A 25004-nucleotide genomic window follows, 5' to 3' on the forward strand; every position below is an offset into this window, starting at 1 on the left:
CTCCCCTAACTACGTTTACGTGCAAATATTTTTATAGGCGTACCTACAAATCCGAATGCATCACGTATTTTATTTTCCAAAAAACGTTGGTATGAAAAATGCATCAACTCTGGTTCATTGACAAAGACTACAAAGCTTGGTGGTTTTACAGCGACCTGTGTCGCATATAATACCTTTAACCTTTTTCCTTTAACTGTTGGTGTTGGATTCATAGCAATTGCATCCATAATCACATCATTCAATACATTTGTAGCAATTCGCTTCGCATGGTTTTCACTTGCTTCTTTCACCATTGGTAGTAAGGTATGAATTCGTTTTTTTGTTTTTGCAGATAAAAAGACTATAGGAGCATAATCCAAATATTGAAAATGGGCTCTAATTTTTTCTTCGTACTCTTTCATCGTCTTCTCATCGGTCTCAACTGTGTCCCATTTGTTGACAACAATTACTATTCCTCGGCCAGCTTCATGTGCATAACCAGCAATTTTTTTATCCTGCTCTCTTATACCCGTTTCCGCATCAATTAATACTAGTACCACATCAGACCGCTCGATAGCCTTTAAAGCTCTAAGCACACTATATTTCTCAGTTGTTTCGTAAACTTTACCACGCTTTCTCATACCTGCTGTATCAATTATGACATAATTCTGTCCATCTCGTTTAAGATGAGTGTCTATTGCATCTCTTGTAGTACCCTCAATATCACTAACAATGACACGGTCCTCATTTAACAATGCATTCACTAAAGAAGACTTACCGACATTCGGTCTACCAATTAAACTAAAGTAGATGGTATCCTCATCCTCCTCTTCCTCAGAGAATGTTGGAAAATGTTTGACAACTTCATCTAAAAGATCACCTAGTCCAAGTCCATGTGCACCTGAAATTGGAAACGGTTCCCCAAAGCCTAATGAATAGTATTCGTAAATTTCAGCGCGCATTTCAGGGTTATCAACCTTGTTTACTGCAAGAACTACTGGTTTATTCGATTTAAATAGTAATTTGGCCACTTCTTCATCAGCAGCGGTAATGCCTTCTTTTGCGTTCACAATAAACACAATAACATCTGCTTCATCGATAGCAACCTGTGCTTGTTCACGCATTTGTACTAGTAATGGTTCATCTCCAATTTCAATTCCACCTGTGTCAATTAAGTTAAAACGCGTATTTAACCATTCTGCCTGTGCATAAATTCTGTCTCTTGTAACACCTGGAATATCTTCTACAATAGAGATTCTCTCTCCGACTAATCTATTGAAAATAGTAGACTTACCTACATTTGGTCTGCCTACAATTGCTACTACTGAATTCCTCATCGAAAGGAACATCCTCTCTATATAACATATTTATGTAAATTTACTACCATACCCTTCCATAACTTTATTTATTCTAGCAAAAGATAGTAAGATTAACAATGTTTAATGTTTTCTATGATAAATTCTTTTCTGTTGGCCAAAGGTTAGTCACATCTTGTATTACTAAATACTGTTATTCTTTCAAACATACAGAACCCTAATTAGTCTTAAGTATGGCTTTGATTTTTTCAAAATTTAACGGCCTTTTGGTATAACTTTTGATAAATAGAGGAAGAACTTATTTTTACCTATTTGGTATATTTCTATACTACCGAGAAGTAGCAAAACAATCAGAAGGGTATCTAGGAACAAAAGCTCTCCAACAATGTCTGGCATGGATAGATTCGTTAACAAAATGCAATACAATAGCTCTCCACCACATAACCCTAATGTGCTGATAGCAAGTCTACTGGATAATCCTTTTGTCAAGACCAAGGTTAATAGTACACAAAGGACTGGAATAATGATTAGTCGAGGCATGAATAACCATACTGGTGCAATCGATTCCCATATTAATATACTAGAATAACCAATCATAATGGTCATCGCAGAAAAAAGATGATAGCTTAAAGGTTTGAGACTTTTAATGTATAAGATACTACCTAAAAAAACACAAACATACGCCATCGAAACCTCTACATTGTATACAGAAATGTAAAGATTAGAAAACGTAAGTGTCAGTAGTATCCATACCGCCATCATTGTTCGAGTTTTTTCCTTTGGCATTAGAAAAGTAACAACGACCCAAATCATCCAACAAAACCAATAAAAAAATATTCCATCCATCTATCCTTCACCCATCCATATTATGGGTTTGTTCACCGTTTTTTAAACTTTTCCTATAGGTTTTCTGATTAATAAATAGATACATACTTTTTTACAGAATACATAAGGATAAAACAGTTCTAATTTCTAATTTTCCAATGTTATATTTACTAAAGTCGAAAAACATTGGAAATAAAAGAAATATAAAAGCATGTCAGCTGGAACTGCGATTAAGACATTTACCAACATCTCTATTCATTGACTCTGGATATGGAAGTGAAGAAAACTATGAGTAACATAGGAAAGATGTAACAAAAAGTGGTAAATCTATAATTTGAAATAATCTTATTATAATCCCAATAAAAAACAGGAGGTTAGCATCAAAAACCTAATCCTCCTGAAATTATATCCATCATTAACCTATCCTCATTTCCAATACGCTACTTCATCTACTTCAAAGTTACTTATCCAAATGTGCTTTATTAGCCTGAAGTCACTATTAGGTTCTGAATAGGATTAAAATAAATCCAGTTGTCTCGGTGCTAGTCCATCATATTCAATGCCAAGTATTTCTTGAAATTGCTTAGCATTGTTGGCGGCATCGCCACCTGAATTATTATTAAATATTACGATTACATCTCTCGATTGTTTCGATATCTTTAGAACTCTTTCTTTCCACTCCAGTAGTTCTTCTTTGTTGTAACTATATAGATATCTGACATCACGCCAATTTGTATCTGCATTTTTCGGCCTTGTCCATCCATGGACATTGCGACCGTGCATTCTAATTAATGTAAGGTCGCTATTTGTAACCACTGGAACTATCGGAATTGAACCGTTACCCGCCTGTGGTTCATCCGCAATCCCGTGAATCCAACCATTTTGATTCATAAAATCAATGGTGCTTTCGCGGTATTTTTCATGATACCAGGTTTGATTTCGAAATTCTAAAGCGACTGGAATATCTCCCATCATACTTTTACAGTATCGTAAATAGCTTACATTTTCCCTGTTACAATCAAACCACGGTGGAAATTGAAACAAGACCATCGTTAACTTATTTGCATCCTGATAAGGCTTCAATGATGCAATAAATGCTTGAAACATCTCTCCATAATCCTTATAAAACCCTTCAGACCGTTGATGTCTAGTCATTCCTTGATAAGCTTTTACCACAAATCGAAAATTATCAGGTGTATCTTTTACCCATTTTAATGCGTTATGTAATGGTTGTATTGCATAAAAGGAGGCATCGACTTCAACAACAGGAAAATGACTGCTATATTCGGATAATTTATCTTTAGGTTTTATGTCATGTGTGTAAAGTAAATCATGATCTCCCCAGCCTGTTAGTCCTATGTATATCATTTCGATTCCCCCTCCTTTTCTAATAACTTCTACAGAAAGTTTTAGCTTTTCTATAGTAAACTAGTCTTTTCATCATATCATATTCTAATAAAATCGTAGAAAGCAATTAACAATAAAATAAACATCCTGTTGAATGAAGAGGTTTACTATTATCCTTCACCTTCAACAGGTTACAACTTTCTACACACCATTCCATGCTGGAATTCTCTCTTCTTCTCCTAAAAAAATTTAAATTTGACTATCTTCAAGCATATTCACTTTAATCCTTAGCTTTATTTCAATAGGACTGTAATTCTCCTAGTATGGATTAACTACTACAAGCTTAATTTATTCGCTAGAAGTGGTTATATGAACAGCTTGAAAAAGCTATAATACGTTCTCACATAAAAAAACTCCTTCCGCTTACTCGCGAAAGGAGCATTGACTATTTATTGTTGTTTAAATTTATCTAATTTATCGCCAATTAATTCACCAAATTGGAAGTGAGATTGTTCTTCAACTTTTTCGTATTGCTTAAATTCTACAGATTCTTGTTCTGCTTCAAGTTCTTTAATACTTAAAGACAATCTTTCTTCTTCTTCGTTCATATCTAGAACTTTTACATCAACCTTTTGTCCAACCTCTAAAACCTCCTGAGGTGTGCCGATATGTCGATTAGCGATTTGAGAAATATGAACTAAACCCTCAACACCTGGTAAAACCTCAATAAACGCTCCAAAACTAACTAATCGCTTAACCGTACCTTCAACCACTTGTCCAGGTTTAATTTTTTCTTCAACGCCTGCCCATGGTCCAGGAAGAAGTTTCTTTCTGGATAAAGAAATACGTTCATTATCACGATCAATTGATAGTACTTCAACCTTCACCTTTTCACCTACTGCAACTACGTCAGCAGCATTGCGAACATGTTCATGTGCTAATTGTGAGATATGTACTAATCCGTCAATACCACCCAAATCAACAAATACCCCGAAATCTGTAATTCGTTCAACAGTTCCTTCTAACACTTGACCCGCTTCAATTGTTTTTAGAACTTTTGCTTTTTCATTTGCCTGTTCTTCTTCCACAACAGCACGATGGGAAAGAACGACACGGTTTTGCTCCTTATCTAATTCAACTATCTTAACTTCCAAAGTTCTGTCCTGGTAATCGGAAAAATCATCAACAAAAAACGTTTCAACTAGTGATGCAGGAATAAAGCCTCGAACACCTATATCTGCCACTAGTCCACCTTTTACTACTTCCTTAACCTGAACATTAAAAACTTCTCCTTGCTCGTATTTATTCTCTAAATCCTCCCAAGCAAGCTCGCGATCTACTACTTTTTTGGAAAGTATAACTTCATCATCTTCCACTTTTTTTACGGATAATGTTAATTCATCACCAACATTCACTACTTCATTAGGCGTCTCGATGTGAAGATTCGATAGTTCACTTATAGGTATGATTCCTTCCGTTTTATACCCAAAGTCAACAAGAACATGTTTTTCCTCTATCTTAACTACTTTTCCTGTCACTTGATCCCCAACTTGTACATTTAGATTATCTTGGTTTAATTCACTCATTCCAATTCCTCCTATTCCATAAATACGAAAGACGCAAGGGTGAAATAAAACGTTCCGCCTGCATCATAGACCCTCTTTTAATAACTTCTAATATTTGCATTTATTTGTCAAGCGAGATAATCATTGCAATGCATTAAACTATTCATCATTATCATTTATTTATTGATTAAATTTATTCACTTCACGTAGAATACAGTCTGCAACCTCTTCAATAGTTAATGAAGTGGTGTCAATTTCTATTGCATCTTCTGCTTTTACTAATGGTGAAGCTTCACGTTTTGAATCTATTAAATCTCGTTTTTCTATTTCTTTTTTCAATTCCTCTAAATCAGAGGAAAAACCTTTAGACAAATTCTCTTCATGACGCCTTTTTGCCCGTTCTTTAACCGAAGCTACTAGAAAAATCTTCACTTCTGCATCTGGGATTACCTTGGTACCGATATCACGCCCATCCATAACTACACCACGCCGTTCAGCAAGTTTTTGCTGTCGAGCTACCATTTCTCCCCTTACTTTTGGATGCTGGGACACATAGGAAACATTATTTGTTACTTCCTTGGAACGTATATCCATAGTAACGTCATGTTCATCTAAGTATACACGCTGACCATCAGCTTTCTGGATCAGTTGGATGTCAGTAGACTTAAGTAATTCCTCTAATGCACTTTCATCATGAACATCAACCAATTTTTCCAAAGCCTTTAACGTAATAGCACGATACATTGCACCTGTATCAATATAAATATAGGAAAGCTTTGCGGCTACTATTTTTGCTACTGTACTTTTACCAGCCGCTGCAGGACCATCAATCGCTATGGCTATTTTTTTGTTCATAAGTTCCAATCATTCCCCTCATCTAAACCGTTGACCTAACTTTACAGTGTTTCTTTTTGCCTTGCTTCACGTTGTTTTTCGAAGCAGTATAGGATTATAACCTGTTTATCCTGTTCACTTAATGATAATAATTTGATTGATGCGGTATTTGCTGAAGATTCATTCTTTATAACTCTTACAATTTCACCTGATAAATGAAGATAATAGTATTTACCAGAATGCATAGGAAGAACAAGATGGAGATATATTTCCTCGCTTTCCCCAATACTTATATGTTTAGGAACAACAATAGAAAGTCCTCCACCACTAATATCAGTAGATACCGTAGTAAAAGGAGAAAATTTTTGGCTAGCGCTATGAATGGCAACATCGACAGAAGCTTCAACTCTTACATATTGTCTTCGTTGTACACGTTTAATCTCGTCTTCCTTTGGTAATTCAATTACAAGTGTTGGTATTTTTCCCTTACGCTTTTCTTTTATTACCGTATTAAACCGATATACGGATTGGTCTTCTCCTATATATTCAGCAATTATATGTGTGCCAATTCGAAACGTAGATGTTCTTTTCGTTTTTACATGTACTGGATAATCGATATAAACATATTGTTCATTTATATCCACTACTTTACAACGATACTTATCATAATCGCCCAATTCTTGTTCAAATGCTTCAAGAGTTAAAAAACTGCCTATCTTCATGCTTATCCCCCACATTATATCTCAACTGAAAGATACACTCTCTATTCCATTATCACAAAAAAATGAAAAAAGGGAAAGGACAAATACCTTTCCCAAATTAAATTCCTGCGTAATTAATTTCTTTTCCATTAAGTTTTTCAACTTTTTCCTCTGTTCCATCCATCGCGTTTATGAATATCCGGTATGTGTCATTGCCGAGAATACCTAGGAATTCATAGGTTAAAACTTCATCTCCCAAATCATTCGTAATAACAGCAAGGAACTCTTCCTGTATCTCAACATTTGGGTTAACGAAATCCTTTGCCTCTTCCTTATCAATAGAAGGTTTTGGAATATCTCGTTTATGATGATTCATATAGTAATTATTCGCTGTTAAGCCGAGTATTTCGCCATTATCAAGTGCAACCTTGACTTCAATTGCATCTGAGAAAACTCGAACACCATTTTGATTATAAACAAACGTATAGTTACCTATGTTATCATATTGACTACTATTCAGAAGTTCCATATTCTCAAATCCATGCTTTTTGATATATTTTTCGGCCTGGACAAAGCCTTCATTAAGACTAATCTTTTTCTCACCAACTGGTCTATTCACTATCAGCGTAATTGGATTGCCACCTTGCTGCGTGAGATCTAAATAAGCTCGCTTGTTTCCATCTGAATAAGAAATACTATATAAAGGAATGGTTGCTCCATCACCTGTCTTCGTTACGTTTAAATCTTTAGTCCCATTCACATTAAATAATTGCCTACTATATTTGATTGCGTCTTTTTGACTTATTTTCTTACCCTTTACATTTTCATATTGATGATTTTCTGAGGAACTTCCAGGGGTAGTAGGATCCACTGTTCCTTCAGAGAATCCCTCAACCTTTTTTTCAACTGTTTTAAACCCATCAATTATTGTATTATCAGCTTGCTCATCATCTGTAGCCAATGCTAGCTGAACATCCATCCAGCGAAGATTATTTTCCATTGCCGCATATTGCACCTGTCTAAGCTCGTCTTTAATTTCTCCAGCTTGCGTGTATAAATTATTTAAGGTGTCTAATTCTTTATCTGTTAAAGGATCTTTTTTCAAATCTCGAACTGCTGTACGATACGTAAAGTCTCCGATATTGGACAAAAATTCCTCTGTTTTATTAAATGGTAAAAGGGTTAGTGGTAATTGCCCGACATTGGATAACGCATCGGAAGTTAATCGCCAAATTTCTGCGAGCTGTGGTGACAAACGTTCTCTAGAATTCATGGCAATTGCAGTTCCAATTTTATCATGCATTAAATCCATATTGTATGAGAGCTCGTGAAAGGCTCTTTGATACGTATTTTCTGCTTGCAATAAGATTGCATTTTTTTCTTGATGCTCTTTATAACCCCACGCAGCAGTTCCGGCAACACCGATAACTAACACAACAATAGAAATCCATCGTAACATGCTTTCTCACCTCTATTTACAGAAAATATGCTTTCCGATTTGTTTTATTTGCGGTCTGCCCCAAATCCAGCTTGATGTAGCTGTTTCTGGGTTAAAATAATATATCGCACCTCCAGTTGGATCCCAACCATTAATTGCATCAAGAACTGCTTGCTTCGATTGTTCGTTAGGTGTTAACCAAATTTGGCCATCTGCAACCGCTGTGAATGCTCTAGGCTCAAAAATCACGCCTGATACGGTATTTGGAAACAAAGCACTTTCAACGCGATTTAATATGACAGCAGCTACTGCAACCTGTCCCTCATAGGGTTCTCCACGTGATTCCCCATGTACCGCATTGGCCATCAGGTTGATATCATTTTGAGAGTATCCTTGTGGTACATTAACTGCTGGGGTCGTTTGAGGGGTATTTGCAGTATTATTACCTGTATTAGGTGTCGGTGTTTTAGGTTGTTGCTTTGATGGAGTAGTATTTGCTCTGCCTCCAGTGTTTCTCTTCGGTTTTACTTGTTTATTTAAATCGGTCCCACCATAGTAGGTAAAATCATTACCCTTCGCTATTTGCGTGTGAACCCATTTCCCATCAAACCTACTGACACTAACTAGCTTTTGTCTTGTCTTTAGTCCAGCAAGACCATCAATATCTAGTCCATAATCATTCTGAAAGTTTCGAAGTGCCCAATATGTGCCCCAACCAAAAACGCCATCTATTTTTCCACGATAATAGCCAATGTATTGAAGCCTTGCTTGTAATTCAATAACATCATTTCCAACCGCACCGCGTTGGATAACCTGATTTGTAAAGGCATCTACACTATTAGGATGACTAGTTCCTTGAAGTCCAATCACAAGTAAACATATAATAAGTAAAAGGAAGAATTTTTTAGAATTCATCTGGATTCCTCTCGCTTTCTTGATTATCTAGTAGTATCTATTTTTCGATGAATCAATCATTTTATGCATGAGAATCCATTTTTTAATAAGGTATGCGAATTAAACGTTCATATTTTAATAAAAAAAGACTGTGAACATAACCTTTTAAGGCTGACACAGTCTTCTTAAGAAAAATTATATTATTATGCGGTAATTGCAATCTTCATTCGATGTAAACCGAAAAACCATAGAATAATCATAAATGGAACAGCAAATAATGCCCAATTTTCATGTACTGTTCCTAATATAAAATTATAAATTCCATGTAATATTATTGGAATTATTAAGGCTAAGAAGATATTCCCACCAACATAATGATTGTTCATTTTTGCTTTTCCAAAATAATATCCCATAATAACACCAAATAACGCATGGGAGGAAACTGGGAATAAGGCTCTTGTGAATGCATATTGAATTCCATTCACTAATAGATAAAGAATATTTTCGATAGAAGCAAATCCCAAACTAATTGACACAGCATAAACGATACCATCATAGTGTGCATCAAATTCTGTGTGCTGATAAATTAAATATAAAAATAAAAACCATTTAAAAAATTCTTCTAAAAAAGCGACTACAAAAAAAGATTGGATAAATAAATTCCCAATTTGATCACTTTGAAATGCATATTGAATAAACATGATTGGAAAAACGATTAAACAACCAGATATAAAGGTACGAATAATGAGTGGAAGTGGCTCGGTAATTTTGTCCTTTAAATAGAAAAAAGACAAAAGAGCTAGTGCTGGAGCTACTCCCGAAGTTATAATTGCCAGCATAAATATTCCCTTTCCCCTTGTTCTATTTCCATGGTACCATTTAATAGAAGGATTGGAAATACATAATATTACAGAATTGTAGGTGTTATGAATGAAAAAGATAATGATCGTTCATACTGGCGGCACGATTTCCATGCTTGAAAATAAAGAAACCGGCGAAGTAAATATTACAGGTGGTGAACATCCACTTGCAAATATCCCATATAATTTCGGTGATGATGTGACAATAGATGAATACAACGCATATTCACTACCATCACCACATATTACCCCACAACATATGCTTAGCCTAGCAAAAACAGTTGAGAATTTACTGCTTGAATTTGATGGAATAGTAATTACACATGGAACAGATACTTTGGAAGAAACGGCATACTTCTTAGATTTAGTGTTAGATACGGAAAAACCGGTAATTATTACAGGGGCAATGCGTTCTAGTAATGAAATTGGTTCAGATGCATTGTATAATCTCATCAGCTCCATTCGAGTTACGCTTAGTCCGGATGCATATTCGAAAGGTGTCTTGGTTGTGATGAATGATGAAATTCACAGTGCCATAAATGTTACCAAAACGTCTACTAGTAATATTGCAACATTTCAAAGTCCGCAATATGGACCATTAGGAATAATTACAAAAGAGTCGATCATTTTTCATCACCAATTGGTTTCGAGAACAACCTATCCTGTTGATAACATTTCGAAAAATGTCTTTTTACTAAAAGCATATGCTGGTATGGATAGCCAGATTTTTGATTCCATTCATCATGGGCGACCAGACGGAATTGTCGTTGAAGCACTTGGACAAGGGAATCTGCCAAAAGAAACACTACCAGCAATAAAAAGAATTCTAGCAGATCAAATTCCTATCGTATTAGTATCAAGAAGTTTTCGCGGCATAGTGCAGCCTACATATGCTTATGAGGGCGGTGGAAAACAATTACAAGACTTAGGGATTATCTTTTCCAATGGACTAACCGGGCCAAAAGCAAGACTTAAGTTACTAATCTCCCTGGAAAACACGACAGATCACCACGTAATACAGGAGATATTTGAAAACGAGTCATAAATGTAAATGTAATGGAAAGAAGCCTGAAAACCAGGCTTCTTAATTATTACTTATGAATATTGCTTTATCGGTACACGGAGTATAGTTTTACCTTTTCACTATGGCATTTGCAATTTTTTCTCCATGAAATCTACCATTCTCAATAAAAATCTCATTATTATTATTTCCAGCAGCAACAACACCTGCTATAAAGACGCCTTCAATATTGGTTTCGTACGTATCCTCATCATAAAAAGGCTTACCGTTTTCTGAATTGAATTGAACTCCTAGTTCCTTTATTAATGCGAAATTCGGTCTATAGCCTGTCATGGCAAAGACAAAATCATTATCTATTTCAAATTTTTCCTCATTTGCCGTATAACAAACTGAATGCTTTGTGATATTCGTAACTTCTGCATTAAATACCATCTGGATGCTCCCTTTTCTCACTAATGAGTCAAAATCAGGCAATATCCATGGCTTTATGCTTTTAGAATAAGAGTCTCCACGATATAGTACAGTAACAATTGCTCCTGCTTTATGGAGTTCTAATGCTGCATCTACAGCTGAATTTTTACCACCAATTATGACAACATTTTTCTTATAATATGGGTGTCCTTCTTTAAAGAAATGCATTACTTTCGGTAAATTTTCACCAGGAATATGCATATAGTTTGGTTGATCATAATATCCAGTAGCAATGATGACAAAATCAGCTAAGTAATAGCCTGCTTCACCAGAAATTTTTTCAGAAGTTACCTTAAATTTATTGCCTATTTTCTTAAGAGCTGTTACTTTTTCAAAAGAATTAATACGTAAGTCTGTTCTTTCAGCAACATTTCTATAGTATGCTAATGCTTGATTTCTAACTGGTTTCTGTCTTTCAGTAATGAAGGGAATACCACCGATTTCCAGTTTATCACTTGAACTAAAAAAAGTTTGGTGGGTTGGGTAATTATATATAGAATTGGCGATATTTCCTTTTTCAAGTAGTAACGTATCAATCCCTTGTTCTTGTAAGGCAATTGCAGCTGCTAAACCGCAAGGACCAGCACCAACTATAATGACTTTTTCTTTTTGTTCCATTGTTGCACTTCCTTTTCTCATTCCTTGCATTCTCATTAGAGAACCTTTTATATGTTCTTCATTTATCATAGCATCAATTATATAAATTAAAAATTATAAAACCCTCATCTAAAATAGATAAGGGTTCTTCATATATTCATGTTATAATTTATACCCAGCCACGGAAACGTGATGCTTCTGCCATTTTTCTAACACCAACCATGTAAGCAGCTAGACGCATATCAACTTGTCTTGTTTGAGCTGTATCATATATCGCGTTAAATGCCTTGATCATCGTAGCATAAAGCTTCTCTTCAACTTCTTCTTCAGACCAGTAATATCCTTGATTATTTTGCACCCACTCAAAATACGATACGGTGACACCACCAGCAGATGCAAGTACGTCTGGAACAAGTAAAATTCCACGCTCAGTTAAAATTTTCGTAGCTTCCATTGTAGTAGGACCATTAGCTGCTTCTACCACAATACTTGCCTTAATATTATGTGCATTATCCTCAGTAATTTGATTTTCAACTGCAGCAGGAACGAGAATATCGCATTCGCTCTCTAATAATTCTTTGTTCGAAATTGTATTATTAAATAATTTCGTTACTGTTCCGAAGCTGTCTCTTCGGTCAAGTAGATAATCAATATCTAGACCTTCAGGATCATACAATGCACCATAAGCGTCAGAGATACCTACTACAATTGCACCTTCGTCATGTAGGAATTTAGATAAGAAGCTTCCCGCATTACCAAATCCTTGAACAATAACTTTCGCACCCTTTACACTCATATTACGCTTTTTAGCTGCCTCATTAATACAGATAGTAACTCCTTTTGCCGTTGCAGATTCTCTACCGTGTGAGCCTCCTAAAACAATTGGTTTACCTGTGATGAAGCCTGGACTATTGAATTCATCCATTCTACTATATTCATCCATCATCCAAGCCATAATTTGTGAGTTTGTAAATACGTCAGGAGCAGGAATATCCTTCGTTGGACCAACTATCTGACTAATTGCACGGACATAACCACGACTTAATGCTTCAAGCTCGCGAAAAGACATATCACGTGGATCACAAATGATACCACCTTTTCCCCCACCATACGGTAAGTCAACAATTCCTGCTTTTAAACTCATCCACATAGAAAGAGCTTTAACCTCTGTTTCAGTCACGTCAGGATGGAATCGGATTCCACCTTTTGTAGGACCAACAGCATCATTGTGTTGCGCACGATAACCAGTGAAGATTTTAGTTGAACCATCATCCATTTTTATTGGAATACGTACAGTCATCATACGAAGCGGTTCTTTTAATAACTCATAAACTTCATCAGGGTAACCCAATTTCTCCAGTGCGTTCTTAACAACAGCTTGTGTTGAACTAAGTACATCCATTTGTTTCTTTGCCTCTTTGGTAGAATCTGCTGCTTTCTCGGCTACCATGAATTTACCTCCTAAGGATCAATAAATATTTATAATAGCTATTCTCAGAGATTAGTATACACGTTAAATCTAAATATGCAATACAAAACCCTCATAAAATTCCAAAAAAATGAAAGCGCTTCATACGAATACCTATTTTACAAGAGATGCTAGTTTTATTTTAAAAAATATAGTTATTTATTGAATGTCTCCATGATTGTTTGTATTGCATTTGCGTTTATAATAACCTTTCCGTATTCCTTCAATCGATATGAGGTTACTATACTAGGACTGGCAAATTCAGACATTAATGCAATAATATTTTCTTTATTATTTCCATTTAAATCATTACGTCTTAATAACATATAATATCGATTTCCCATATAAAACACTTGACCACCTTGAACATTTAAGGTGTTTAAATAATTGGTAACTCGAATGACATTTTCGAAATCATCAAAAGAAAAAATCAGTTCTTTGCTTTCATCAAGTGTTACTTTCATTTCAATGAAATCCTCATCCCAATCTATATTCTCAGAGTTCTGTGTGACAATCACATGCATACCTTGTGCCTGCATTAAATAAACCTGCACAAAAAGCTTACCCTCAAGCTCAAAGCCAAGTTCAGTACTGGCTTCATACATAACTTCCGTAAAAAGATTTTGGATGCTTGAGGCATCAAAGAACAAATCCTCTTTATTAAATCCACGTTCAACTAAATCGTCAAACGTTAAAAAAATTGTAAATTGACTGCTGGACACCCGTTCTACTCTCACATAGCATCCTCCTCAGTAATTAGAACTCTATCTTTCATTCCAGTCAAAAATGAAATCAAATATGGATAATGTTTAATATAGTATATGCCAACTTTGCAATTGTTGAACGGTATACAAGTTTAAACGGAATAGCTCCGTATAGTAGCTGAGTTACCCTTCCGTATTAAAAAACATCGCTATTCAAGAAAAACAGCACCCCGAAAATAATTATTAGTACCACAACAATCACTAAGCGAATAAAAGGCTTACTAAATTTTATCCGTGCCCTTTTTTTCTTTTGACTGTGGACTTCTTTACGAGGAGGTAGATTTAACACATTCATTTCCGTGTCCACGTCCTGTTCTGGCACTTTTTCTTCCTGTATCTCTCTTGAAAAAATAGTGGATGAATCATCTGTATTTTCTTGTAGCTCGTTAATTATCGCTCGAAGCTCTTTCGCCTGATCATCGTACTCTTTTTTAATTTCTTCCAATTCTAATCCCCCCGATACTTAAAGCGAATTAATAATCCTGACAATACATCCACAGTAAAATGGGCAACTATTGTTACAAGTAGATTTTCAGTAATCTCATACAATAATCCTAGTAAAAAACTAACAAGCACGATAGAAGCTAATAATACTGGCTTTTTTAAATAACGCACATGAACTACTGCAAACAAAAGACTTGCAAAAATAAACCCAAATGTCGTTTGAATAATACCGCGAAAAAGTACTTCTTCTGCTATAGCAATTAACATTGTTAGGAGGATTATTTTCGGTATGGAGAGATTAGAAAATACGCGTTTATTAATTCCACCATCGTCAAAATAATCCATCGGAAGGAAGTACATAAGGAGAAGGTCAATAAGTATGATACCAATTCCCGGAAGAACACCATAATAAACTACTTCCTTCACATCCAATTGAATTAAGCTAGTCCAAGCCAATAACCCATCAAGTAAGAATACGCTTAATACATGCCCAATAATTAAAAATAGAAATTGTGAATAAACAACCGATTTCCTTAATTCATCATCTGTTATATGTTTAAGTAGTTCACTTTGTTTCATCATTTTCCCCTACTAACAATTGATGTAATCTTTTCTCCCAGTTGATGGCTAGTCTTGGATTACTATTGGATTGTTCTGGATTAAAAAGGTCTAAGGCTATTCCACAATTACTGCAGCATTGGTGCTCTAAAACAGTGTAGTCATTCTGAAACTTTGTATATAGTTCTTTTCGCAGACAATTCTCTGTCTTTAACCAGGCTAGCATCTCATGATATTTAGACATTTTTAGCTTAAAGCGTTTATCACGAACTTGTTGTATTTTCATCAATAATCTATCTAATCTATCTTGGTCATATTTTAAAACATTTTCCAGGCTTATGCTATGTTTTTCTAGCTGAACTAAAATGAACCTCCATTGTGTTTCACTAATCTCAAATAAGGTCTGAATATCAGATATATCAAGTGAAGTTAGTTTATCGGCTTCTTTTTGGATATAACGAAAAACCCTTCGTAAATCCTCATCCTGCGGAAGCTCGCTTTGGATTAATTGTTTTGGCAGAGCCTCATCTCGACGACAATACAGGAGAACACTTAAGCTCTCTTTCCCATCTCTGCCTGCACGACCTATTTCCTGTATATAGGATTCAATTTGACCGGGAAAGTGATAGTGAAATACTAATCTAATATTATTCTTATTTATCCCCATTCCAAAGGCGCTCGTACAGCAAATGACATCTAATTGTTCATTCATAAACTGTTGCTGTATGCTAATTCGATCCATCTGTTCCATACCACCATGGTAGTATGCGATTCGTTGATTAGGTAGCCGTACCGATAATTGTAAGGCAACACTCTCACAAGACACTTTACTAGAAAAATAAATAAGCGTTGGTACCTTATAGTTGGACAGGTATCTCGTTAATACTTCAAGCTTTTCGTCTTGATCTTCTACTTCTTGAATAGTAAGCATAATATTTTCTCGATCCATAGGATAAATATGCTTTACCATCCTTGGCCTTTCAAGAGACTTTATGATGTCTTGTTGTACCTCTCTTGTTGCTGTTGCACTAAGAGCAAGGACAGGAGGATTTCCTAATTGTTCTAAGACCTTATTTAATTTTTGGTAATCTGGTCTAAATTCATGCCCCCACTGAGAAATACAATGTGCCTCATCAATGACAAATAAGCTAATGGTTTGTTGTTTCAGATAAAGAAACAGTTCTTTCTGTTGTAATATCTCTGGTGAAACAAAGATTAGTTTATAGTCTTGTAATGTTTGATAAATATATCTTTTCTGGTCAAAATCAAGAAAGCTATTAATAGCAACAACATCTTTAAATCCTGAAGACTTTAATTGTTTTACTTGATCCATCATCAAAGAAATTAATGGGGATACTACAATCGTTATTCCTGATAGTAATAAAGAGGGTAGTTGATAACAAATAGACTTCCCTGTACCTGTCGGGAGAATTCCTAAAACATCGCTCCCATTTAAAATATCCATAATAATTTCTTTTTGCCCTATCCGAAATGTTTTATAACCAAAATTGCTTTCTAATACTTGTTCTAGGGATATGGAAGTATTATTCATATAACTCATCCTCTGAATAACTTTCTTATAGTCTTGTTAAGACTAATCGTATTTGAAAATAACTTATATACGGATTGCAATTGTCCTTAATTGTCTTTAGTTTATAACTTTTACAACGATTAATAACGGAAACTATCTCTTTTCTTGTTTTTGTATCCACAAAGGGCTCAATTGAGAATTCTTTATCGTATAATGCAATTTCAACAATATGATCATACACCGTATTTAATTTTAGTTTTCTTATTTTAGCAATTGTTTCTGGACTGTACCGTTCAAGTAAGAGTTGATAGGTTTGGTTTGCTGTTTTGGTAATAAACTTGTTATTATTATTTTCTCTTATTAGCTGATAAAGTACTGGGTAGTCTTCTTTATGACGATGAATCTGATACATCATCTGATGAATTATTCCTACTGTAAGAAGATTAACATCGTGTATCGGTAATTGATAGTTGAGAGCAATTTGATCCATGCTCATCCCGTAGTGATGGTATCCACTTAATCGATTCACCAATACTTCGGCTTCTTTTTCCTCAAGGCCTTGTAATAGTTTATGAAGCTCCTCGTAAAGGATTAAAGATGCAGTCACGCTCCAGTTTTTCTTATAAAAGGCTTTTACCCAACCTGCTACATCTACATCGTCCACAACAGGAATAAAAGCGGTATTTTTCATTCGTATATTTGAGTATGTCTGGATTAATAAATGTAGTCTCTTAAAAAACAAAACATCTGTACCATTATATAATAAGCCTCTATAATAGGCGTACAATGGGGACTTTTTAAATTTGATTAAATGCCTTCTTCCTTTCTCTGTAATTTGATAAAAACCATCCTTAGACCCATTATCCACTAATTTCTTCTGTTGTAAATTTGAAACGATTGCTTGTAAATCTATGCGACGTAATGTTGGATAGATCCCGTAATATTGTTCTAGCTGAAAGAGTCTTGCATCATGGACAGATTGTATCGATTTCTTTCCAACTAATAGGTGAAATATCCCAGAAATGCTTCTATTTTCATTAATTTCAGTTATACAATCTAATATTATCCCTTCGAAATACATTCTAATCTACCTCTTTCTATCCTATCTCTATCATACCATCAGTTGGCAAAGGTTGAATTATAAAATGATAGTTATTAAAATAATAGTGGAGCACCAAAAAAGTACGTAACAAGGGGAAAACAGCTGTGAGAATAAAGTATACAATAGTTGATAAGGAAACATGTATTGCTTGTGGTGCTTGTGGATTAACTTGTCCAGGTATTTTTGATTACGATGATGAAGGGTTAGCTTATGTAACCATTGATCATAATAGTGGAAATAAGGAAGTTCCTGAATCACAAGAGGATGATGTGTTAGATGCTTATGAGGGTTGTCCAAGTAACTCCATCAAGATTGCAGAAGAACCGTTTAATGGTAACCCATTAAAGTTTGGTGAATAGAAAAAAACAGGCTGACTTTAACAATAACAAGGATAAAGTCAGCCTTTTATTAATTAATCGTATGCAAATGATTGTTAATATATTTTTTAAATACGTAGGCTATTGTTGGATACAGCAACATCATAAACACTGCATTTCCTATCGCATGATACGTATCAAAGGGCAGTCCAGCTAAATAATATACGATAAAGCCTTGACCAGTTACTTGATAATTAGTTAGCGAAACAATAATCCCGTATAGGTAACCACTGAAAAAACTAAAAATAACAATGACTATGAACGGAATCTTTTTGAACGCCTTTCCCATCAAACCACTCAAGATACCGATAATTCCCCATGCTAGAATTTGCCAAATTGTCCAAATGCCAGTTCCTAGAATCATATTGGATAAAAACGTTACTAAAAACGCTAAAATAAAACCAGCTATCGGTCCTAAAAAAATGCCACTAATAATAATAACTGAAGTTACGGGTTGGACATTTGGTATATAATTAACTGCGATACGTCCAACTACAGCAAGTGTGGCAAGTAATGCTAGTAGAGTAATTTTATAGATATTCAATTAAATCATTCCCAAGATTGGTAATCAAAATTAACCGTATCTCCATCGTTTAGTTTTACATCGCCTGCACCTACCATGGATGGCTCACCATTTACCGAAAACATCCATGACATTTTGTTCGCTTCGTCATACTCTATACCTTCAATCGCTTTTATAAACCCACCTTCTTCAACCATGTCAAAGTTTGCTTTCATAACTGCTAATAAATTATCGCCATCTTTGATAACAACTTCTTTTTCATCAATTACTTCGGCCTCTTTATCCTTTGATAAGATAATGGTAACCTTAGCCTCTTCTTGGTCATCTTTTGAATTTGCGGAAGTATTAGATTTTTCATTTTGCGTTGCGTTATTTTGCCCGCTATTGTTGTTGCTTTCCGTCTTTTCATCATTCGTACATCCTGTTAAAACAACTATTACTAGTAGCATTGAGAATAACTTAAATAAAATAGATTTCATGATTTCTCCTCCATTAACTTAATCTGTTGAGAACAGGGTGTATAAAAATAGAGCTAACCCCGTAACAAGGTTAGCTCTTTTGACAGTCTCATAACCATAATAAGTAATCAATACTCTTATGTACTTGATTGTCTCAATTGTCCTATCCTCGGGATCATTGATACAAATGAATACTGGCAGGTCTACTGACTTGTGATTAATAGCCTACTATAAGCCCTTCCCGTATATATTATATACAGTGGTTATGCTTATTTCGTCATCACTTACAGTTGCGAGGACAGTTCTAGATTTTCACTAGATTCCCTTTTAAGTTCACAACACCAACATCATCAATTTTGTATTCAATTCTATTAATTAGGATAACATACCATTCTAAAATTACAAGTTATATTTCATCTGTTTTAGGAAGCTGAAAATTGAATGTCGTACCAACATTGAGTTTACTTTTAACGGTAATTGTTCCCTTATGACTTGTAATAATATTCTTTGCTATTGATAATCCAAGCCCTGTACCTTTCACATGTTTATTTCTCGTTCTTGATTTATCTGCCTTGTAAAAACGTTCAAAAACAAATGGTAAATCCTCTTCTGGTATTCCACTTCCACTATCTTCAACAGATACAGATAATCCATTTTGGTCATTTTCTACCTTTACCTTCACAAACCCACCCTCACTAGTATGTCGGATTGCGTTGTCAATTAGGTTAGTAAATACTTGTTCGATTCGGTCTGGATCAAAAATTGCTTGAGAATCGGCCATATTCTTTGTAAGTACAAGCTCGATATGATGTTCCTCTGCAACCCCTCTAAATTTCCGATAGATTCGATCAACATAAGGCTCTACTTCAACCATTTCAGTTTTTAGCGTCAGATGACCCGCTTCCATACTTGCTAAGTCAAGCAGTTCATTAACAAGGCGACTAAGTCTTAAGGATTCCTCATAAATGATTTGGGCTAATTCATTCTTTTCCTCTTTCGTCTCGGCAATATCATCTACAATAGCTTCACTATAGCCTTGTAACATCGATATTGGAGTTCGAAGCTCATGTGATACATTAGCGATAAAGTCCTTACGAAGCTTATCTAGTCTTCTCTCTTCCGTCATATCACGCATTACTGCAACTGCACCACGGATATATGACTGATCATATAATGGTGTCATAATCATAACCCAGGTTCTACCTTGAATAGTGATTTCTTCGAGAACCTCTTTTTCACCATCAATAACCTCTTGAAATAGTGCAAGTAATTCCTTTGGCAGCTTCCGAACACCATCTGATTTTTCTATATTTTGCTCAAACTCCCATGCTTCCATAAACATTTCAGCAGGGCGATTCGTTGCAATAATTTCACCACTACGACTTAATGTTATCACACCATCTGCCATCGAATTAACAATGCTAGATAACTGTTCTTTTTCCTGTCTTAAAGCATTAATATGGAATTTCAGCTGTCGTCCCATGTGATTGAATGCCATTGCTAGTTCGCCGATTTCATCATGTGTTAAAATCGGTACTTTGGTGTTAAATTCACCTCTAGTTAGATCAAATGCTGCTTCTCTCATTTTGATTAGTGGCGATGTAATACGCGTCGATAGAAAGAAGGCAAAGATAGTCGTTAGAATGATAGCTACTGCGGCTGCTAAAAGAATAATTTTCGTAGTTTCAGCTTTTGTCTTATCCACTATCGCTAGGGATTGATAGATAAGAACTGCTGCATCTGTATTAGGTACAGCCACTCCAACAAGCATCACACCTAATTCTTGATTAGGAACTTCGATTTGCTTTTTAATCGGATCATGCGAATTTAAAACCTCTTGTATATACATCTCTTTAGTAAACCAGTTATCATTAATAGCAGTAAGATTAGAGTCATTAGTATCAGAAGCCCAAATATCACCATTGGAAAATTCGATAATTACCTTACTAGCTGGATCTTTTACACGCTCAGTCGTTTCATATATTAGTGATCTGTCTTCATGATTCTCTACCATTACGGAAACCTTTGTAGCGGTTTGTAATAAATCCTCTTCTGCCTCTTGAATATGAAAGTTCTCAAAAAACTCAAGTAAAAATATCGTTAATAAAAATAATACAAAACAAACTAGCAATAAAATGGTTACTGCTAGTTTTCCTACTACACTACGCCAAAACATTATTCATCATCTACCTCAAATTTGTATCCTACCCCCCAAACAGTCACAATCATTTTTGCGGCTTCCTTGGAAACGGTATTAAGCTTCTCACGTAACCGTTTAACATGTGTGTCAACTGTTCGTAAGTCGCCGAAAAATTCATATTGCCAAACATCCTTTAATAATTGTTCACGATTGAATACTTTATCTGGTGATTTTGCCAAGTAACATAATAATTCATACTCTTTAGGTGTTAAAGCTACTTCTGTACCATCAGCTGTTACACGATGTGCATCATGATCAATTGTTAGGTGAGGAAATACTAATAGATCCTTCGTTTGCGCATTCTTGCCATTATAACTAGTAGCAGTTGTACGTCTTAATAATGCCTTTACACGAAGAACAACCTCTCTAGGGCTAAATGGCTTCACAATATAATCATCGGTTCCAACTTCAAACCCTTGAACTCTATTTGCCTCTTCACCCTTTGCTGTAAGCATGATAACCGGAGTATCCTTTTCTTTCCTTAGCTGCTCACAGACTTCTATTCCATCCATCTCTGGCATCATAATATCCAATAGAATAACATCATAATCATTTTCTAGTGCCAGTTGAAGTCCCTCTTTACCGTTCTCTGCTTCTTCGACCTCAAATTCCTCTCGCTCTAAATACATACGAATTAGCCGACGAATTCTTTCCTCATCATCAACAACTAATACTCTAGATTGCTTCTCCATGAATATCTCCCCTTTACCAATTATATCAGTCAACGGATTTCATTTAACAATGTACAAGAAAACATGACAATTGTTTTGCCATGTTTTCTTCATTCAATTATGCATAAGAATGTAGCCCTGCTAATACAAGGTTTACAACAATCAAGTTAAATAAAATTATACCAAAACCAGCTACTGCAAGCCATGCAGACTTTTCTCCATGCCAGCCACGTGAAAGTCTTAAATGTAAGTAAGCAGCATAGAAGAACCAAGTAACCAAGGCCCAAACTTCCTTAGGATCCCATCCCCAGAATCGTCCCCAAGCTTCTTGAGCCCAGATGGATGCAAAAATTAATCCACCGAGTGTAAATACAGGGAATCCTATAGCTACGGAACGATAATTAATCTCATCGACTAAATCAGGTTTAACATTTTTAAGCAGTGGCTGAATAGCAGCCCCAATACGTTTTCTACATAGTAATCGGACAAGTGCATACAATACAGTACCTGTTAAAAACGACCAAATCACTGTATTAAATTTTTTACCAGCGTCAGCACCGTGCATCCATGTAGGTACTTCAAACCAAGGCTTCATTGCATCTTCCGTAAGAAGCTTACCATCATGTGGTGCAGCTATAGGTGGTAAATGGTACTCGGATTGTAGTGTTTTACCATTTGATTGATATTCGAAGCTTGCATTATAATGCATAGCTCCAAAGACTGAAGAAATTACTATGAATCCGATAATAAGGAAAATAATATATAAAACGATCTCAAGTGAAATTGTTCGTGCCGATCGAACGCTTTGATCAATTCCATGAATCAAGTAAATCAAACCAGCTACAAAGCTAATGAATAGTATTCCAGAGCCTAATGCAACAGTAGTAACATGAATATAAAGCCAGTGGCTTTTTAAAGATGGTACTAGTGGAGCAATTTCTGTCGGGAATATGCTAGCATAAGCAATAAATATCATAGCAATTGGTAGTGCAAATAAACCTAATACATTAAGCTTGTAAATAAAATAAATAATGATAAAAGCCAATACTAAGCACATACCCAAGAATGTTACGAATTCGAACATATTACTAACAGGAGCATGTCCAGATGCCATCCATCTAGTAATAAAATAAATTAGCTGGCTAAGAAATCCGATTATTGTCAATGTGATAGCTAATTTTCCAGCAAATTCAGTTCTTTTTCGTTCTTTATTTTTATCCTTTATCGTAAAGCTAAATATAAATGTTGCCACCAAGTAGAGTATAAATGCCGTAAATAGCATCGTACTACTAGTATTTAATAAGCTCTCCATGAGCTCCCTCCTTTAAACAACCACTTACTCATTATTTTGATCTTTTACCATCTGTATTGGTGTATTCTCAATAGCCTTTTCAATATCTTTTTTCAAGCCAAACCAGTTTTTATTCGTATGACCAGCCAATAGAATGCCTTGTTTTTTCGGATGTATCCATATTCTTCTATGTTGCCAGTACATACCTTGGACAACACCAATCATAAAAATAAGTGCACCGATAATAAATAATGGAAGTGTTCTATCTCGTTTTACTGAAAGTCCACTCTTTCGATCAAAATCTATGGAATCAATAAGTATTCGATAATTATTTTCACCTGTAGGGTCAACCGATGGAGCGAAGGAACCAATAACATTTCCCATAGGTTGTAATTCTACTACAGTAGGATCAATTCCTAGACCTTCTACAGCTCCTAATACGTTACCTACAAAACTAATTTCAGATTCTTCACTGTTTGGAGGGAATAGCTTAAAAACAAATGCAGGATTATTGGAATCCTTTGTTTTCGAACTTATTCCATCTTCTGTAATGATATAATCCGGATAATATTCCGTTACTTCAACCTTAAAACCATTATCTAGTTTATATTCTGTTTTCGGATTAAATAAATCAACGGTGAATTCTCCTAATACATCAGCATCTGGATCATTCATTTCATAGATTTTAAAGGTCATTTTTGAGAATTCGTTTAATTGATAACCTTGCTGATACAATGTATAACCACCAAACTTAACTGGATGGTTCATACTAATTTCGTCATCCGTTATTTTGTTAAGCTTCGTTTCTGCACCGATAACCTCTTGATCTTCTGCCTGATAAATAATGGCATTGGTTTGGAAGTTACTTGGAATGACCCTACCCTGTTTTGCAATGGCATCTTTAAAGCGTTCATCATCCTCAGCATATGTATCAAGAACAAATTCCTTGTTTTCGATATAATACTCTCCATCCGTTCCTGGTACTACCTTTACTTCCCCTTCTCTAACCCATAAATATTCATTTAAATACATAAATGGTGTTATCCGAAGTAATGCTGCAATTAATATAATAATCAATCCAATATGATTAACATACGGACCCCATCTCGAGAAGCGTCCTTTTTCCGCTACAATATGACCGTCTTCTTCTGTTATTTTGTAACGTTGTTGCAAGAGACGCTCTTTAACTGTATTCAAATCTTCACTTGAAACATGATCTGTTTCACTATAGAATCGCTGTCTATTAATAAATGTTTCATGTCTCTTCGGCTTCTGACGTTTTAGCGCTTTATACAAAGGTACAAATCGATCCAGACTACAAACTACTAGTGATACCCCGATTAGTGCAATTAAAATTAGATACCACCATGAGCTGTATAGGTTATGAAAGCCTAATTGGTAAAAAATCTTGCCAAAAATACCATAGGTCTCTGGATAAAAAATTTGTGGATCTCGAGAAATAGCATCAGACGGTATGTATTGCTCCTGTGGAAAAATAGTTCCAATACCGGAAGCGATTAATGCCAAAACGATTAACCAAACTCCAACCTTTACAGAGGAGAAAAAGTTCCATATTTTATCTATAATCGTCTTATTATATGTAGTTGATCTTCTTGCACTACCTTCGTAACGCATATTCAATAATTTCTTTTTATCGTTACCATCTATATGCTGATTCTCTGCGATAGGCTTTCCACATGCTTCACAAAGGACTGTACCTTCTGGATTTACGTGACCACATTCACATTTTATATGATTCATTAAAAATC

Annotated in this window: 24 protein-coding genes and 1 riboswitch; of the genes, 2 read left to right on the top strand and 22 right to left on the bottom strand. The window is 35.2% G+C overall.

Going from position 1 to position 25004, the window contains the following annotated elements:
- Positions 1-5: 5 nt before the first annotated feature.
- From der to prsW, 9 genes are all read right to left on the bottom strand, one after another.
- On the bottom strand, positions 6-1316 hold the full coding sequence (gene der / locus KI338_RS15480; protein WP_212921928.1) for a ribosome biogenesis GTPase Der: 1311 nt from the start codon (positions 1314-1316) through the stop codon (positions 6-8).
- 234 nt (positions 1317-1550) lie between these two features.
- Positions 1551-2141 carry a YphA family membrane protein gene (locus KI338_RS15485; RefSeq protein ID WP_212921929.1) on the bottom strand — a complete coding sequence of 197 codons (591 nt, stop codon included), beginning with the start codon at positions 2139-2141 and terminating at the stop codon, positions 1551-1553.
- Positions 2142-2636: 495 nt separating this feature from the next.
- Entirely contained in the window at positions 2637-3488 is an 852-nt protein-coding gene (locus KI338_RS15490; protein WP_212921930.1) for a DUF72 domain-containing protein, read from the bottom strand.
- 428 nt (positions 3489-3916) lie between these two features.
- Positions 3917-5053: a 30S ribosomal protein S1 gene (gene rpsA / locus KI338_RS15495; protein ID WP_212921931.1), complete on the bottom strand. Its 1137-nt coding sequence runs from the start codon at positions 5051-5053 to the stop codon at positions 3917-3919.
- A 159-nt stretch (positions 5054-5212) separates the two neighbouring features.
- Complete coding sequence (cmk, locus tag KI338_RS15500; protein WP_212921932.1) at positions 5213-5887, bottom strand: (d)CMP kinase; 675 nt, start codon at positions 5885-5887, stop codon at positions 5213-5215.
- A 41-nt stretch (positions 5888-5928) separates the two neighbouring features.
- A complete protein-coding gene (locus tag KI338_RS15505; protein ID WP_212921933.1) occupies positions 5929-6588 on the bottom strand; it encodes a flagellar brake protein in 660 nt (219 codons plus the stop codon).
- Positions 6589-6685: 97 nt separating this feature from the next.
- Positions 6686-8026: a germination protein YpeB gene (gene ypeB / locus KI338_RS15510; RefSeq protein WP_212921934.1), complete on the bottom strand. Its 1341-nt coding sequence runs from the start codon at positions 8024-8026 to the stop codon at positions 6686-6688.
- 12 nt (positions 8027-8038) lie between these two features.
- Positions 8039-8920, bottom strand: a complete 882-nt coding sequence (gene sleB / locus KI338_RS15515; RefSeq protein WP_212921935.1) for a spore cortex-lytic enzyme — start codon at positions 8918-8920, stop codon at positions 8039-8041.
- 182 nt (positions 8921-9102) lie between these two features.
- Positions 9103-9738, bottom strand: a complete 636-nt coding sequence (gene prsW / locus KI338_RS15520) for a glutamic-type intramembrane protease PrsW (RefSeq protein ID WP_212921936.1) — start codon at positions 9736-9738, stop codon at positions 9103-9105.
- A 91-nt stretch (positions 9739-9829) separates the two neighbouring features.
- Here prsW and KI338_RS15525 point away from each other — a divergent pair, with 91 nt between their 5' ends.
- Positions 9830-10804, top strand: a complete 975-nt coding sequence (locus KI338_RS15525) for an asparaginase (protein WP_212921937.1) — start codon at positions 9830-9832, stop codon at positions 10802-10804.
- Between the two features lie 87 nt (positions 10805-10891).
- Here the strand turns inward: KI338_RS15525 and KI338_RS15530 are convergent, their stop codons facing one another.
- From KI338_RS15530 to KI338_RS15560, 7 genes are all read right to left on the bottom strand, one after another.
- Entirely contained in the window at positions 10892-11869 is a 978-nt protein-coding gene (locus KI338_RS15530) for a YpdA family putative bacillithiol disulfide reductase (RefSeq protein ID WP_212921938.1), read from the bottom strand.
- Positions 11870-12017: 148 nt separating this feature from the next.
- Complete coding sequence (locus KI338_RS15535; protein WP_212921939.1) at positions 12018-13298, bottom strand: Glu/Leu/Phe/Val family dehydrogenase; 1281 nt, start codon at positions 13296-13298, stop codon at positions 12018-12020.
- A gap of 173 nt (positions 13299-13471) precedes the next feature.
- Positions 13472-14053, bottom strand: coding sequence for a genetic competence negative regulator (locus KI338_RS15540; RefSeq protein ID WP_212921940.1), 582 nt, complete (start codon positions 14051-14053; stop codon positions 13472-13474).
- Positions 14054-14216: 163 nt separating this feature from the next.
- The gene (locus KI338_RS15545) at positions 14217-14525 is read right to left on the bottom strand and encodes a hypothetical protein (protein WP_212921941.1); all 309 of its coding nucleotides are present in this window, start codon (positions 14523-14525) and stop codon (positions 14217-14219) included.
- Between the two features lie 2 nt (positions 14526-14527).
- Positions 14528-15106, bottom strand: a complete 579-nt coding sequence (locus KI338_RS15550) for a CPBP family intramembrane glutamic endopeptidase (RefSeq protein WP_306345323.1) — start codon at positions 15104-15106, stop codon at positions 14528-14530.
- On the bottom strand, positions 15090-16634 hold the full coding sequence (locus tag KI338_RS15555) for a RecQ family ATP-dependent DNA helicase (RefSeq protein ID WP_244853688.1): 1545 nt from the start codon (positions 16632-16634) through the stop codon (positions 15090-15092). Before KI338_RS15555 ends, KI338_RS15550 begins: the two co-directional genes overlap by 17 nt.
- Positions 16635-16659: 25 nt before the next feature.
- Complete coding sequence (locus KI338_RS15560; protein ID WP_212921943.1) at positions 16660-17694, bottom strand: YpbB family protein; 1035 nt, start codon at positions 17692-17694, stop codon at positions 16660-16662.
- A gap of 131 nt (positions 17695-17825) precedes the next feature.
- Between KI338_RS15560 and KI338_RS15565 the strand changes: the two genes are divergently transcribed.
- Entirely contained in the window at positions 17826-18074 is a 249-nt protein-coding gene (locus KI338_RS15565; protein ID WP_244853693.1) for a ferredoxin, read from the top strand.
- Positions 18075-18123: 49 nt separating this feature from the next.
- Here the strand turns inward: KI338_RS15565 and KI338_RS15570 are convergent, their stop codons facing one another.
- From KI338_RS15570 to resB, 6 genes are all read right to left on the bottom strand, one after another.
- Positions 18124-18636, bottom strand: coding sequence for an ECF transporter S component (locus KI338_RS15570; protein WP_212921945.1), 513 nt, complete (start codon positions 18634-18636; stop codon positions 18124-18126).
- A 5-nt stretch (positions 18637-18641) separates the two neighbouring features.
- The gene (locus KI338_RS15575) at positions 18642-19094 is read right to left on the bottom strand and encodes a DUF4430 domain-containing protein (protein ID WP_212921946.1); all 453 of its coding nucleotides are present in this window, start codon (positions 19092-19094) and stop codon (positions 18642-18644) included.
- A gap of 158 nt (positions 19095-19252) precedes the next feature.
- Positions 19253-19434: riboswitch (cobalamin riboswitch) on the bottom strand.
- Between the two features lie 45 nt (positions 19435-19479).
- Positions 19480-21249: an ATP-binding protein gene (locus tag KI338_RS15580; protein ID WP_212921947.1), complete on the bottom strand. Its 1770-nt coding sequence runs from the start codon at positions 21247-21249 to the stop codon at positions 19480-19482.
- Positions 21249-21965 (bottom strand): response regulator transcription factor, encoded by a 717-nt coding sequence (locus tag KI338_RS15585; RefSeq protein ID WP_212921948.1) that lies wholly within the window; start codon positions 21963-21965, stop codon positions 21249-21251. The genes KI338_RS15580 and KI338_RS15585 overlap by 1 nt, the downstream gene beginning before the upstream one ends.
- A gap of 97 nt (positions 21966-22062) precedes the next feature.
- Positions 22063-23256, bottom strand: a complete 1194-nt coding sequence (gene ccsB, locus KI338_RS15590) for a c-type cytochrome biogenesis protein CcsB (protein WP_212921949.1) — start codon at positions 23254-23256, stop codon at positions 22063-22065.
- A gap of 24 nt (positions 23257-23280) precedes the next feature.
- The gene (resB, locus tag KI338_RS15595; RefSeq protein WP_212921950.1) at positions 23281-24996 is read right to left on the bottom strand and encodes a cytochrome c biogenesis protein ResB; all 1716 of its coding nucleotides are present in this window, start codon (positions 24994-24996) and stop codon (positions 23281-23283) included.
- Positions 24997-25004: the final 8 nt, after the last annotated feature.

Origin of the sequence: Ornithinibacillus bavariensis (assembly GCF_018333235.1) — a bacterium.
In the GTDB taxonomy this organism is placed as follows: domain Bacteria; phylum Bacillota; class Bacilli; order Bacillales; family Amphibacillaceae; genus Ornithinibacillus; species Ornithinibacillus bavariensis.